This window comes from Burkholderia sp. BCC0097 (assembly GCF_902832985.1).
Taxonomy (GTDB): domain Bacteria; phylum Pseudomonadota; class Gammaproteobacteria; order Burkholderiales; family Burkholderiaceae; genus Burkholderia; species Burkholderia orbicola.
Map to the genome: position 1 here is coordinate 771,160 of NZ_CADFDM010000003.1, position 13,387 is coordinate 784,546.

The 13,387-nt window shown below is 68.1% G+C and carries 12 protein-coding genes; 1 reads left to right on the forward strand and 11 read right to left on the reverse strand.

Going from position 1 to position 13,387, the window contains the following annotated elements; all coding sequences use genetic code 11:
• Positions 1–165: 165 nt before the first annotated feature.
• Together eda and edd are read right to left on the reverse strand one after the other, a co-directional pair.
• Positions 166–792 carry a bifunctional 4-hydroxy-2-oxoglutarate aldolase/2-dehydro-3-deoxy-phosphogluconate aldolase gene (gene eda / locus HWX07_RS13235; protein ID WP_069232184.1) on the reverse strand — a complete coding sequence of 209 codons (627 nt, stop codon included), beginning with the start codon at positions 790–792 and terminating at the stop codon, positions 166–168.
• A gap of 19 nt (positions 793–811) precedes the next feature.
• Positions 812–2,668: a phosphogluconate dehydratase gene (gene edd / locus HWX07_RS13240; protein ID WP_175876524.1), complete on the reverse strand. Its 1,857-nt coding sequence runs from the start codon at positions 2,666–2,668 to the stop codon at positions 812–814.
• 294 nt (positions 2,669–2,962) lie between these two features.
• Here edd and HWX07_RS13245 point away from each other — a divergent pair, with 294 nt between their 5' ends.
• Positions 2,963–3,811: a MurR/RpiR family transcriptional regulator gene (locus HWX07_RS13245; protein WP_124675215.1), complete on the forward strand. Its 849-nt coding sequence runs from the start codon at positions 2,963–2,965 to the stop codon at positions 3,809–3,811.
• Between the two features lie 139 nt (positions 3,812–3,950).
• On the opposite strand, the gene HWX07_RS13250 is transcribed toward HWX07_RS13245, so the two are convergent.
• The 9 genes from HWX07_RS13250 to HWX07_RS13290 form a co-directional block, all read right to left on the reverse strand.
• Positions 3,951–4,373: a CopD family protein gene (locus HWX07_RS13250; RefSeq protein WP_089464534.1), complete on the reverse strand. Its 423-nt coding sequence runs from the start codon at positions 4,371–4,373 to the stop codon at positions 3,951–3,953.
• Between the two features lie 23 nt (positions 4,374–4,396).
• A complete protein-coding gene (locus HWX07_RS13255; RefSeq protein WP_027811046.1) occupies positions 4,397–5,668 on the reverse strand; it encodes a glutamate-5-semialdehyde dehydrogenase in 1,272 nt (423 codons plus the stop codon).
• Positions 5,669–5,861: 193 nt separating this feature from the next.
• Entirely contained in the window at positions 5,862–6,956 is a 1,095-nt protein-coding gene (gene holA / locus HWX07_RS13260) for a DNA polymerase III subunit delta (protein ID WP_175876525.1), read from the reverse strand.
• Between the two features lie 18 nt (positions 6,957–6,974).
• Complete coding sequence (gene lptE, locus HWX07_RS13265) at positions 6,975–7,526, reverse strand: LPS assembly lipoprotein LptE (protein WP_006483412.1); 552 nt, start codon at positions 7,524–7,526, stop codon at positions 6,975–6,977.
• Positions 7,527–7,564: 38 nt separating this feature from the next.
• Complete coding sequence (gene leuS / locus HWX07_RS13270) at positions 7,565–10,159, reverse strand: leucine--tRNA ligase (protein WP_175876526.1); 2,595 nt, start codon at positions 10,157–10,159, stop codon at positions 7,565–7,567.
• Positions 10,160–10,452: 293 nt separating this feature from the next.
• Positions 10,453–10,908: a biopolymer transporter ExbD gene (locus HWX07_RS13275; RefSeq protein WP_006476925.1), complete on the reverse strand. Its 456-nt coding sequence runs from the start codon at positions 10,906–10,908 to the stop codon at positions 10,453–10,455.
• 24 nt (positions 10,909–10,932) lie between these two features.
• Entirely contained in the window at positions 10,933–11,601 is a 669-nt protein-coding gene (locus tag HWX07_RS13280; RefSeq protein ID WP_006476926.1) for a MotA/TolQ/ExbB proton channel family protein, read from the reverse strand.
• An 18-nt stretch (positions 11,602–11,619) separates the two neighbouring features.
• Positions 11,620–12,417, reverse strand: a complete 798-nt coding sequence (gene dapB / locus HWX07_RS13285) for a 4-hydroxy-tetrahydrodipicolinate reductase (protein ID WP_174434851.1) — start codon at positions 12,415–12,417, stop codon at positions 11,620–11,622.
• A 65-nt stretch (positions 12,418–12,482) separates the two neighbouring features.
• A complete protein-coding gene (locus HWX07_RS13290; protein ID WP_011544567.1) occupies positions 12,483–13,289 on the reverse strand; it encodes an outer membrane protein assembly factor BamE in 807 nt (268 codons plus the stop codon).
• Between the last annotated feature and the right edge of the window lie 98 nt (positions 13,290–13,387).

Below are 13,387 nucleotides of genomic sequence, written 5' to 3' on the forward strand. Positions count from 1 at the left end.
CCGGCTATGCGAGTCTCCGAAACACGGGGGTACCCCCCGTCAGGACGCTGAATTTTACTTATCTTTGCGATCCGCGGATAGAACCGGTTCCATCAGCAAAAACCCTCGGTAAAACAAGCACTAACGCTTGCTTTCCGAGGGCCAAACCGTCATCTGGTACAAGTCTTAACGGGGCAGCTGGCTCGCCGCTTGCGCGAGGCGCGTGACTTCGGCCCAGTCCTGCGCGGCGAGCGCGGCCTTCGGCGTGAGCCACGAGCCGCCGACGCACACGACGTTCGGCAGTTTCAGGAAGTTCGGCGCGGTGTCGACCGTGATGCCGCCGGTCGGGCAGAACTTCAGCGCCGGGAACGGGCCGTGGAACGCCTGCAACATCGGCACGCCGCCCGCCTGCTGCGCGGGGAAGAACTTCACGATCTCGTAGCCGAATTCGAGCGCCTGGATGATGTCGCTCGGCGTCATCACGCCCGGCAGCAGCGGCAGGCCCGCGTCGAGCGACGCGAGGTGCAGCTCCTTCGTCAGGCCCGGCGACACGCCGAACTTCGCGCCCGCGCGCTTCGCCTGCGCGCAGTGCTCGGGCTTCGTGATCGTGCCGACGCCGACGACGATGTCGTCCGCGAGCTGGCTCGCGCGCTGGATCGCTTCCAGCCCGGCCGGCGTGCGCAGCGTGATCTCGAGCACCTTCACGCCGCCCGCGTGCAACGCGCGCGACACGTTTTCGCCCTGCTCGACCGAGTCGAACGCGAGCACCGGAATGACCGGGCCCAGCTTCACGATTTCAGCAATCGTCTTCATTGAATTGGCTCCTTGAAATTCATGCGGCGACGTGGGCGGCCGTTTCGCCGACCAGCGTCCCGAAAACCGATGCGCCCTGCTCGGCCGGTGCGGCCGCCGCACGGAACACGCCGAACAGTTCGCGCCCGAAACCGACTTCGTTCTCGGCCTGGTGCCGCGGCTGCGCGACCGGGCGCGCATGCCACTCGGCGTCGTCGACCTCGATGTCAAGCACGCCGGCTTCGGCGTCGATCACGAGCATGTCGCCCGTCTTCACCTTGCCGATCGGGCCGGCCAGCAGCGCCTCCGGCGACACGTGGATCACGGCCGGCACCTTGCCCGATGCGCCCGACATGCGGCCGTCGGTCACCAGCGCGACGTGGAAGCCCTGATCCTGCAGCACGCCGAGCAGCGGCGTCAAACGGTGCAGCTCGGGCATGCCGTTCGCGCGCGCGCCCTGGAAGCGCACCACCGCGACGAAATCGCGCTTCAGCTCACCGCGATCGAACGCTTCCTGCACGGCTTCCTGCGAGTCGAACACGATCGCCGGCGCCTTCACCTTGCGGTGCTCGGGCGCGACGGCCGAGATCTTGATCACGCCGCGGCCGAGCCGGCCCTGCATCAGGCGCAGGCCGCCGTCCGGCTGGAACGGCTCGCGAATGCCGCGCAGCACCTTCGTGTCGTGGCTCTCCGCCGCGCCGTCGACCCACGTCAGCTTGCCGTCGATCAGCTTCGGCTCCTTCGTGTAGTGCGCGAGCCCCTTGCCTGCGACCGTCGTCACGTCCTCGTGCAGCAGCCCGCCTTCGAGCAGGTTGCGTACCAGGAACGCGACACCGCCCGCCGCGTGGAAATGGTTCACGTCGGCCTTGCCGTTCGGGTAGATCTTCGCGAGCAGCGGCACGACGGCCGACAGCTCGTCGAAGTCGTTCCAGTCGATCAGGATGCCGGCCGCGCGGGCGATCGCGACGAGGTGCAGCGTGTGGTTGGTCGAGCCGCCCGTCGCGAGTAGCGCGACGATCCCGTTGACGATCGCCTTCTCGTCGATCACATGGCCGATCGGCGTGTAGTGGCCGCGCTCGACGGTGAGGTCGAGCACGCGGCGCGCGGCCTCGGCCGTCAGCGCGGTGCGCAGCGGCGTGTGCGGATGAACGAAGGCCGAGCCCGGCAGGTGCAGCCCCATCAGCTCCATCAGCATCTGGTTGCTGTTCGCGGTGCCGTAGAACGTGCAGGTACCGTGGCCGTGATATGCGGCCGATTCGGCTTCGAGCAGCGCGTCGCGGCCGACCTGGCCGGTCGCGAACTGCTGGCGGATCTTCGCCTTGTCGTCGTTCGACAGGCCGCTCGTCATCGGGCCGGCCGGCACGAAGATCGTCGGCAGGTGGCCGAACTGCAGCGCGCCGATCAAGAGGCCCGGCACGATCTTGTCGCAGATGCCGAGGCAGAGCGCCGCGTCGAACATGTTGTGCGTGAGCGCGATCGCCGTGCCCATCGCGATCGCCTCGCGCGAGAACAGCGACAGCTCCATCCCCGGGTTGCCCTGCGTGACGCCGTCGCACATCGCGGGCACGCCGCCCGCGAACTGCGCGACCCCGCCGTTCTCGCGCGCGGCGGCCTTGATGATCTCGGGGAAATCCTTGTACGGCGCGTGCGCGGACAGCATCTCGTTGTACGAGGACACGATGCCGATGTTCGGCTCGCGGATCGCCTTGATCGCGAACTTGTCGTTACCCTCGAGGCCCGCGAAGCCGTGCGCGAGGTTCGCGCACGACAGCGCGCCGCGTGCCGGGAACTTGCCTTGCGCGCCGTCGATGCGCTGCAGATAGGCGGAACGGGTCGATTGGCTGCGGGCGATCACGCGTTCGGTGACCTTCGCCAGAGTGGGGTGCAGCGACGTCATGCTGGGCGCTCCTGTATGCCGGCCGACACCGGCGGTTGGAATCGTGGGGACGGTCGAGCTTCGTCGATCGAACGAAGGCAGTCTAGTAGAAAAACTACAAGCACGCAATGCTGATTAACACGTTCGCAACTGCCATTCCCGCCACCAGCAAGGCTTTAATTAGTAAAAACCCTAACTCGCACCGTTAACCTGACGTCGGAATCGTTGCGGTTACGCTAGTATTTTCATGTAGATTTTCTACAATTCGATTGCGATACACTCGCTCATCCGAACCCGATTTCCACCTGCCGCCCCATGCTGCCCCGCATTGAAGCGATCCGCGCCGAGTTGCGCCCGTCCGAGCGCAAGCTCGCCGACTACATTCTCGCCGCGCCGCGCGAGGTGCTCGACCTCGCGATGACCGAGCTGTCGATGCGCGCCGGCGTCAGCCAGCCGACCATCGCGCGCTTCTGCCAGGCGCTCGGCTGCAGCGGCTTTCGCGAATTCAAGATCCGGCTCGCGCAGAGCGTCGCGCCGGGCGTATCGTCGGTGTACCGCGACGTCGAGCCGAACGAACCGGCGCCCGGCATCATCGGCAAGGTGTTCGACCGCACGATCGGCGCGCTGATCGAAGTGCGCAACAGCCTGTCCGCCGGCAGCGTCGCCGACGCGATCGCGCTGCTGTCGAACGCGTCGCGCATCGAGTTCTACGGCGCCGGCGGCTCGGGCATCGCCGCGCAGGACATCCAGCACAAGTTCTTCCGGCTCGGCGTGCCGAGCGTCGCGTATTCGGACCCGCACACGTTCTCGATGTCGTCGGCGCTGCTCGGGCCGCACGACGTCGTCGTCGCGATCTCGAACACCGGCCGCACGCGCGACATCGTCGACGCCGCGCGCTCCGCGCTCGCGTGCGGCGCGAAAGTCGTCGCGATCACGCAGAGCCATTCGCCGCTCGCGAAGCTCGCGACGGTCAGCCTCGCGTCGAACGTCGCCGAGGAAACGGACGTGTTCTCGCCGATGACGTCGCGGATGTCGCATCTCGCGATCGGCGACATCCTCGCGGTCGGCGTCGCGCTGTCGCGCGGGCCGGCGCTGATGGAGCGCGTCGGGCGCGCGAAGGAGGCGATCACGCGCAGGCGGATCGACGACGGCACGAAGGATTGATTCGGGCACCGCGCCCCGCCGGCGAGTGACCGACTCGCGATCCGGCGAATCAGCCGCTAGCTGGCACGTACGTAAACGACGAACGGCGCCCTGAGGGGCGCCGTTGCACATCGACCGCCGGCCGTGCGTTGCCGCGAACTCAGAACGGCTTGATCACCACCAGCGCGACCGCCGCGAGCATGCCGAGCACCGGCAGTTCGTTGAACACGCGATACCACTTGTCGGTGCGGCGGTTCTCGCCGCGTTCGAACACCCGCAGCAGGTGCCCGCAATACGCGTGATAGACGATCAGCAGCAGCACGACCGTCACCTTCGCGTGAATCCAGCCCTGCCCCTGGCCGATGCCGATCACGAGCCACAGCCACAGCCCGCACGCGAGCGCGGGCACCGCGATCATCGTCATGAAACGGAACAGCTTGCGCGCCATCAGCAGCAGGCGCCGCACCGCGGCCGGATCGGTCTCCATGGCCAGGTTCACGTAGATGCGCGGCAGGTAGAACAGCCCCGCGAACCACGCGGCGATCAGAACGATATGGAACGTCTTGACCCAGAGCATTGCCATCGGTTGTGCGCCTCGCTGTTGACTTACTGACGGCCTTCGCCGTGCCCGAGCACCACGTACTTCAGCGACGTGAGCCCTTCCAGGCCGACCGGGCCGCGTGCGTGCAGCTTGTCGTTCGAGATGCCGATTTCCGCGCCGAGGCCGAATTCGAAGCCATCCGCGAAACGCGTCGACGCATTGACCATCACGCTCGCCGAATCGACTTCGCGCAGGAACCGCATCGCGCGGTCGTGATCCTCGGTGACGATCGCATCCGTGTGATGCGAGCCGTAATGGTTGATGTGCTCGATCGCGGCGTCGAGGCCGTCGACGACCTTGATCGCGAGCACCGGCGCGAGATATTCGGTGTGCCAGTCTTCTTCCGTCGCGTCGACGAGCGGGCCGACGCCCGCATCGGCGAGCACCGCGCGCGCGGCCGCATCGACGCGCAGTTCGACCTGCTTGTCGCGATACAGCTTGCCCAGCGGCGGCAGCAGCTTCGCGGCGATGCCGCTCGCGACGAGCAGCGTCTCCATCGTGTTGCAGGTGCCGTAGCGGTGCGTCTTCGCGTTGTCGCAGACGGTCAGCGCCTTCGCGAGATCGGCGCGATCGTCGACGTACACGTGGCAGATGCCGTCGAGATGCTTGATCATCGGCACGCGCGCCTCGTTGATCAGCCGTTCGATCAGGCTCTTGCCGCCGCGCGGCACGATCACGTCGACGTATTCGGTCATCGTGATCAGCTTGCCGACCGCCGCGCGATCGGCCGTCGCGACGACCTGCACCGCGTCCTGCGGGAGACCTGCCGCCTCGAGCCCCTCGCCGATCAGCTTCGCGAGCGCCGCGTTCGATTCGAGCGCCTCGGAACCACCGCGCAGGATCGTCGCGTTGCCCGACTTCAGGCACAGCGCGGCCGCGTCGATCGTCACGTTCGGGCGCGACTCGTAGATGATGCCGATCACGCCGAGCGGCACGCGCATCTGGCCGACCTGAATCCCGCTCGGGCGGAACTTGAGGTTGCCGATCTCGCCGATCGGATCGGCCAGCGACGCGACCTGGCGCAGCCCTTCGACCATCGTGTTCAGCGCCTTGTCCGACAGCGTCAGGCGGTCGACGAACGCCGCATCGAGCCCCTTTTCACGGGCGCGGGCGACGTCGCGCGCATTCGCGTCCTTCAGCGCCTGCGCGTCGCGTTCGATCGCGCGGGCCACGGCGTCGAGCGCCGCGTTCTTCGCAGCCGTGCTGGCGCGCGCCATCGCGCGGGAAGCGTGCCGGGCGCGACGGCCCAGGTCGGTCATGTACTGATCGATATCCATCGTGTGACTCGAGAAGCGAGCCGCGCGGGGCGGCATGAATTCGTGGGGAAGCGGGACGGCCATCCGGGGAGGCGATCCGGGAGTAACGATCCGCGGGACAGCCGTCCGTGCAGGGCAGCGGCCGATATGCCGCGCCAGCTATCGAAGCATTGTAAGCGGGTTGCGCAGCGCGCGCTGAAGGCCCGAACGGGACTTAGCGTCGCACGCGACCCGCGGTCGGCGGTCGTTCGCCGCGGGCGCCCGCGACCGTCATCGCGAGCTGGAACAGCCCGTCCCACGGGTCGGGCGGCGGTTCGTCCTGCGTGCGGCGGCCCGGCGTGACGGCGGACAAGCCCTTGACCTGCCGGTCGAGCTTCGCGGCGAACGCGAGCGCCTTTTCGAGCATCGCTTCCGACACGCGATTCAGCGCGGGCGCGATCAGCCGCTCGCGCGGCCCCCATACGCGGTTCTCGCGCAGCAGCGTCGCGAGCGGCTTGCCGGCCGTCGTGCCGCGCTTGATCCGCAGCAGCGTGCGCAGTTCCTCGACGACGGCCCACATCACGAGCACGATCGCCTCGCCCTCGCCCTTCAGCCCGTCGATCATCCGCGCGAGCCGCGCGGCGTCGCCGGCGAGCATCGCCTCGTTCAGCTTGAACACGTCGTAGCGCGCGACGTTCAGCACCGCGTCGTGCACCTGCTCGAACGACAGCGCGCCCTGCGGATACAGCAGCCCGAGCTTCTGGATTTCCTGGTGCGCGGCAAGCAGGTTGCCCTCGACGCGCTCCGCGATGAACTGCAGCGCGCGGCGCCCGTCGTCGCCGGATGCGACGCGCTGGCCCTGCATCGACAGTCGCTGGCCGATCCAGTTCGGCAATTGCGCGCGATCGACCGGATCGATCTTCAGCGCGACGCCGCCGTTCTGCAGCGCGGTGAACCACGCGGATTTCTGCGTGGCCGCGTCGAGGCGCGGCAACGTGACGAGCATCAGCGCGTCGGGGTTGGGTGTGGCCGCAAGCGTCTTCAACGCGTCGGCGCCTTCCTTGCCGGGCTTGCCCGACGGAATGCGCAGTTCGATCAGCTGACGCTCGCCGAACAGCGACATCGCCTGGGTCGCGCCAAGCAGCACGCTCCAGTCGAAGCCGCGCTCGACCGTATGCACCGAACGCTCGGTAAAGCCGGCCGCGCGCGCGGCCGCACGAATGCGGTCGCACGCTTCCTGCGCGAGCAGCGGCTCGTCGCCGTACACGGTATAGAGCCCGGCCAACCCCTTCGCGAGGTGCGGCTCCAGCGCATCAAGTCGCAATTGCATCGCTGCGTGCGCCCGCGATCAGAGCGGCGGCGGCGGCAGCGGCGCGCGCGGCGCCACGCCCGGCACCACGTCCTCCGGCGCCGGCGTCAGCGAGTGAACGATCGCGAGACGCCGCATCAGCTGATCGACCGCGTCGTTCTGCATGTCGCCGTACAGGATGTCGGCTTCTTGCGCCTTCGCGTTCGTGTACTGGTCGCTGTACGTCATCGCGCGGTTCAGCGCGATCGCGCTCGGCGGGATCAGCACGGTGCCGTCCTTGCTCGTCAGCGTGTAGTTCAGCGTGTAGAACAGCGCGTACTCCTGCGCGGAGCCGTACTTGTTGAGCGTCAGCGTGTTCTGGCCACGCGACTCCCACATGCGCAGCACGGCGTCGGCGTCGTCCGCCGACTTGACGATCTTCGTGTCGCTGCCGGCCTGGACGAGGCGCGTGAGCCGCGCCTCGACGGGCGCCGGCGCACCGGCCACGAACAGGTGCTTGAACGCGTAGTCCTGCTGGCCGCGCAACTGGAAGCCGCATGCCGACAGCGCGACCGCGCTGCCGACGAGCATCAAAAACGATCTGCGGATCACCTTCGCTCCTTCTGGGTACGTCCGACGGCCGGCGGCCGTCAGACGACGATGTTCACGAGGCGGCCCGGCACGACGACGATCTTCTTCGCCGGCTTGCCGTCGCTGAATTTCGCGAATGCCTCGTCGGCCACCGCCGCCGCTTCGATCGCGTCGCGGCTCGCGTCCTTCGCGACCTTCAGCGCGCCGCGCACCTTGCCGTTCACCTGCAGCACGAGTTCGATCTCGGCCTGCTCGAGCGCGGCCTCGTCGACCTTCGGCCACGGCGCATCGAGCAGCGGGCCGAATTCGTCCGCGTAGCCGAGCGTCTTCCACAGCTCGAACGTGACGTGCGGCACGACCGGGTACAGCACGCGCAGCAGCACGCCGTACGTCTCGCGCAGCACGGCGGGCGTCGCGCCCTTCGCGCCGTCGATCGCGTTCAGCATCTTCATCGCGGCCGACACGACCGTGTTGTACTGCAGACGCTGGTAGTCGAAATCGGCCTGCTTCAGCACGCTGTAGATCTCGCGGCGCAACGCCTTGTCGGCATCGCCGAGCGTCGCGGCGTCGAAACCGGCGCGCGCGGCGAGCGCTTCGCGGTTGCCGTAGCCGAAGCTCCACACGCGGCGCAGGAAGCGGCTCGCGCCCTCGACGCCCGCGCCCGACCACTCGAGCTGCTGCTCGGGCGGTGCGGCGAACATCGTGAACAGGCGCGCGGTATCGGCGCCGTACTGGTCGATCAGCAGTTGCGGATCGACGCCGTTGTTCTTCGACTTCGACATCTTCTCGATGCCGCCGAGCACGACCGGCTGGCCGTCCGCATTCAGCGTCGCGCCGACCGGGCGGCCCTTGTCGTCGTGCGTCACCGTCACGTCGAGCGGGTTGTACCAGGTCTTCTTGCCCGCCGCGTCCTCGCGGTAGTACGTCTCGTTCAGCACCATCCCCTGCGTGAGCAGGTTCTTCGCCGGCTCGCCGAACTTCACGAGGCCGAGGTCGCGCATCACCTTGGTCCAGAAGCGCGAATACAGCAAGTGCAGGATCGCGTGCTCGATGCCGCCGATGTACTGATCCATCGGCATCCAGTAGTCGGTGCGCGCATCGACCATCGTCGCGGCGTCCGGCGCCGTGTAGCGCGAGAAGTACCACGACGAATCGACGAAGGTGTCCATCGTGTCGGTTTCGCGCTTCGCGGCCGCGCCGCACTTCGGGCACGTGCAGTTCAGGAACGCTTCCGACTTCGCGAGCGGGTTGCCCGAGCCGTCCGGCACGAGGTCTTCCGGCAGTACGACCGGCAGGTCCTGCTCCGGCACCGGCACGTCGCCGCACGACGGGCAGTGGATGATCGGGATCGGCGTGCCCCAGTAGCGCTGGCGCGACACGCCCCAGTCGCGCAGGCGCCACGTGACCTGCTTGTCGCCGAAGCCGCCGGCCTTCAGGTCGGCCGCGACCGCGTCGACCGCTTCCGCGTAGCGCAGGCCGTCGTACTTGCCGCTGTTCACGCAGACCGCGGTTTCCTTGTCGCCGTACCACTCCTGCCATGCGTCGAGCGAGTACGTCTGCCCTTCGCTCGCGATCACCTGCCTGATCGGCAGGTCGTATTTCTTCGCGAACGCGAAATCGCGCTCGTCGTGGCCCGGCACGCCCATCACCGCGCCTTCGCCATAGCTCATCAGCACGTAGTTGCCGATCCACACCTCGACCGGCTCGCCGGTCAGCGGGTGCTTGACCGAGAAGCCGGTCGCGACGCCCTTCTTCTCCATCGTCGCGACGTCGGCCTCGGCGACGCCGCCGCGCTTGCATTCCTCGATGAACGCGAGCAGTTCCGGCTTGTCCTGCGCGAGGCGCGTGGCGAGCGGGTGCTCGGCCGCGATCGCGCAGAACGTGACGCCCATGATCGTGTCGGCGCGCGTCGTGAACACGCGCAGCAGCTTCTGCTCGCCGTCGAGTTCGTACGGGAAGCCGAAGTTCACGCCGAAGCTCTTGCCGATCCAGTTCTGCTGCATGATCTTCACGCGCTCGGGCCAGCCGAGGCCGTCGAGATCGTTGAGCAGCTCATCCGCGTACTGCGTGATGCGCAGGTAGTACATCGGGATCTCGCGCTTCTCGACGAGCGCGCCCGAGCGCCAGCCGCGACCGTCGATCACCTGCTCGTTCGCGAGCACGGTCTGGTCGACCGGGTCCCAGTTCACGGTGCCCGTCTTCTTGTACGCGATGCCCTTCTCGAGCATCTTCAGGAACAGCCACTGGTTCCACTTGTAGTAGTCGGGCTTGCACGTCGCGATTTCGCGCGACCAGTCGATCGCGAGACCCATCGACTGCATCTGGCCCTTCATGTAGTCGATGTTGTCGTAGGTCCACTTCGCGGGCGGCACGCCGTTCGCCATCGCGGCGTTCTCGGCCGGCATCCCGAACGCGTCCCAGCCCATCGGCATCAGCGTGTTGTAGCCGTTCATCCGCAGATAGCGGTACATCACGTCGTTGATCGTGTAGTTGCGCACGTGACCCATGTGCAGCTTGCCGGACGGGTACGGCAGCATCGATACGCAGTAGAACTTCGGCTTCTGCGAATCTTCCTTCGTCTTGTAGGCATCGGCTGCGCGCCAGTCGCCCTGGGCGGCGGCTTCGACGTCGGCGGGTACGTATCTCTCGTGCATGGTGTGGTTCGGGCTAGGCTTTAAGCGGCGCGACGGCTCGCGCGCAGGATTGGATCGGAAATCGTGCTGGCCCGGCGGCGCTGCAGGTTCGCTGTGGCGGGACCTGTTCGGGGTTTCGGATATTTTCCGGGTGACCTGGAAAATTCCGGGTGACCTGGACAAAACCTGCCAACCGGGAAAAACAATGATTATACCGTCAGCGCCGGCCCATCCGGCCGGTCTTGCGGCGTGCGGCCCGCCCCCGCGACGGGCGGGAACTTATCTGACGATTGGCGCGGCGGCCCGGCGGCGCGTCAGGGTTTCGCGCCGGTGGCGGCGGGCGCCGCGGCACCCGCCGGCGGCACGTCGGTCACGAAACCGATCCGCGTGAGACCCGCGGCCTGCGCGGCGCCCATCACCTGCGCGATCACGTCGTAGCGCGTCGCGCGCGACGCGCGCAGCCGCAGCTCGGGCGGCGCGGCGCCCGCGGCGGCGGCCTTGAACCGCGCGGGCAGCGCGTCGAGCGCCACGGGCGCGTCGTCCCAGTAGAGCTTGCCCGCGTCGTCGATCGACAAGGTGACGGATTGCGGCGTGTCGCGCGCGACGCTGGCCGCGACCTTCGGCAGATCGAGCCGGATCGCGTGCGTCATCAGCGGCGCGGTGATGATGAAGATGACGAGCAGCACGAGCATCACGTCGATCAGCGGCGTCATGTTGATCTCCGCCATCGGCGCGGACGTCTTGTGGTGCTCGAGCCCGCCGAATGCCATGGTCGTTCCTCCGGAGCCGGCGCGTCAGGCGCCCTGCGCGCACACGAAGACGTGCAGATCGCGTGCGAAGCCGTCGAGTTCCTCGGCGAGCTGCCGGACGAGCCGGCCGAGAATGTTGTACGCGAGCACCGCGGGAATCGCGACGACCAGCCCGAACGCGGTCATGATCAGCGCCTCGCCGACCGGCCCCGCGACGTTCTCGATCTGCGCCTGCCCGCTCGCGGCGATGCTGCCGAGCGCGTGATAGATGCCCCATACGGTGCCGAGCAGCCCGACGAACGGCGCGGTGCTGCCGATCGACGCGAGCAGCACCTGGCCGAATTCGAGGCGCCGCTGCGAGTGCAGCATCGCGTGACGCAACGCGCGCAGCACGCGTTCGCTACGCTCGACGCGCGCGGCCAGCGCGGTGGGGTCGTGGTCGTCGGCCGCATCGCGCGCGGCTTCGGCGAGCGGCACGAACACGCGCTCGCGATCGGCGCCGGCCAGCGCGGCAATGCCCGCGTCGAGCGACGGCGCGCGCCAGAACGCGGCGAGCGCGCGCGGCCCCTGCCGCTTCGCGCGGACCAGCAGCCAGGCTTTCATGAAGAGGAAGCACCAGCTGGCGACCGACATCGCCAGCAGCACATAGGAGACGGCGTGCGTGATCGCATCGCCGCTTTCGAGGTAGTGGACAACGCCGGTGGGAATCGCCATCGGAGTTTCCTCGCGGTGTCAGCGCAGGCCGAGCACGTCCTGCATGTCGAACAGGCCGGCGCCGCGCGCCGACAGGAAGCGGACCGCACGCAACGCGCCCTGCGCGTACGACACGCGGCTCGACGACTTGTGCGTGATCTCGATGCGCTCGCCGATCCCGGCGAACAGCACGGTGTGGTCGCCGACGATGTCGCCGCCGCGCACCGCGGCAAAGCCGATCGACGACGGGTCGCGCTCGCCCGTCACGCCGTGACGGCCGTACACCGCGCAGTCGTCGAGCGAGCGGCCGAGCGCGCCGGCGACGGCTTCGCCCATCATCAGCGCGGTGCCCGACGGCGCATCGACCTTGTGGCGGTGGTGCGCTTCGATGATCTCGATGTCGTAGCCGTGCGAGAAATGCTTCGCCGCGAATTCGAGCAGCTTCAGCGTGACGTTCACGCCGACGCTCATGTTCGCCGCGAACACGATGCCGATCTTCGCCGCCGCGGCCTGCAGTTCGGCCTTCTGCTCGGCGGTGAAGCCGGTCGTGCCGATCACGAGCTTCACGTCGTGGCGCAGCGCGGCCTCGATATGAGCCATCGTGCCTTCCGGACGCGTGAAATCGATCAGGTACTCGGCCTGCGCGAACACGGCGTCGAGATCGTCGGTCAGCTTGACGCCGGTGTCCTTGCCGAGGAACGCACCGGCATCCTGGCCGAGGAACGGCGAACCGGCCCGGTCGAGCGCGCCGACGAGCTGCGCGTCGGCATCGTTGAGAACGGCTTCGATCAGCATCCGGCCCATTCGGCCCGATGCGCCGGCAATCGCAATCTTCATGGCTTTCTACACGACAGGTCTAAAGGCGGGCGGCGCATGCCGCCCCGTTTCCGCACGCCGGCCGCTTACTGCGCCGGTGCGGTGAGCGGCTGGTTCTGCAGGTTGTCCGAGCCTTGCGGGCCGACCGGCGGCGACGCTTCGTTCGACACGTTCGGCTGCGGCGGACGATGGAACTGGAACTGCGGCTGGATCGCCGGCGCGGCGCCCGGCGGCTGCCCGCCCGGCACCGGCGCGCCGCCCGAGGCCTGCGCGGCCGGCGTGAACCGGCGCGAACCCGAACCTTGCCCCGACACCTGGTTGGTCGCGCGGTTCGCCGCGCGCGCCGCCTGGGCGTTCGCATCCTGGTCGACCACAGCGCCGGATGCCGGCACGGTGGCCGGGCTCGCGGCAGCGGCAGCCTGCGCGGCGCTTGCGGCACTCGCGGCCGCTGCGGCTTCGGAAGCCTTCTTCGCCGCGGCAGCGGCCTTTGCCTTCTTGCCGCCGCGGTCGCCGTCGATGTCGGCCAGCAGGTCGAGTTCGGACGGCAGGTTGTCGGCGCCGGTCCAGCTCGCGACGCGATCGCCGGAGAAGTTGACCACAAGGTCACGCTGCTGGACGATCGACGTCGAGCCGCGCTTGAAGTAGAAGAGGTAATCCCAGCGATCCGCGTGGAACATGTCCGCCAGCAGCGGCGTGCCGAGCAGCGCGCGGACCTGCTCGCGCGTCATGCCGGCCTGCAACTGTGCGGCTTTCTCCTGCGACACGAAGTTGCCTTGCACGACGGTGATCCGATACGGCGTGATGCTCTGCGCAATGCGCTGCGTCACGCTGTCGTACGACGAACAACCCGCCAGCGCGACAACGGCGGCGGCAGCGATGATGGCACTCCGCATGCGACTCCTCTGAAAGTGCGAAAGCGATTCTGGGATCATTTCCTTCACCGTGCTGGCCCGCGTGCAGGCCGCGCGTATATCTGGAACGGCGAAAAGCC

Excerpts from the sequence above, each read along its gene's own strand:
- eda (WP_069232184.1), bottom strand. The coding sequence starts at position 792 with ATGAAGACGATTGCTGAAATCGTGAAGCTGGGCCCGGTCATTCCGGTG.
- edd (WP_175876524.1), bottom strand. The coding sequence starts at position 2,668 with ATGACGTCGCTGCACCCCACTCTGGCGAAGGTCACCGAACGCGTGATC.
- HWX07_RS13245 (WP_124675215.1), top strand. The coding sequence starts at position 2,963 with ATGCTGCCCCGCATTGAAGCGATCCGCGCCGAGTTGCGCCCGTCCGAG.
- HWX07_RS13250 (WP_089464534.1), bottom strand. The coding sequence starts at position 4,373 with ATGGCAATGCTCTGGGTCAAGACGTTCCATATCGTTCTGATCGCCGCG.
- HWX07_RS13255 (WP_027811046.1), bottom strand. The coding sequence starts at position 5,668 with ATGGATATCGATCAGTACATGACCGACCTGGGCCGTCGCGCCCGGCAC.
- holA (WP_175876525.1), bottom strand. The coding sequence starts at position 6,956 with ATGCAATTGCGACTTGATGCGCTGGAGCCGCACCTCGCGAAGGGGTTG.
- leuS (WP_175876526.1), bottom strand. The coding sequence starts at position 10,159 with ATGCACGAGAGATACGTACCCGCCGACGTCGAAGCCGCCGCCCAGGGC.
- HWX07_RS13275 (WP_006476925.1), bottom strand. The coding sequence starts at position 10,908 with ATGGCATTCGGCGGGCTCGAGCACCACAAGACGTCCGCGCCGATGGCG.
- HWX07_RS13280 (WP_006476926.1), bottom strand. The coding sequence starts at position 11,601 with ATGGCGATTCCCACCGGCGTTGTCCACTACCTCGAAAGCGGCGATGCG.
- dapB (WP_174434851.1), bottom strand. The coding sequence starts at position 12,417 with ATGAAGATTGCGATTGCCGGCGCATCGGGCCGAATGGGCCGGATGCTG.
- HWX07_RS13290 (WP_011544567.1), bottom strand. The coding sequence starts at position 13,289 with ATGCGGAGTGCCATCATCGCTGCCGCCGCCGTTGTCGCGCTGGCGGGT.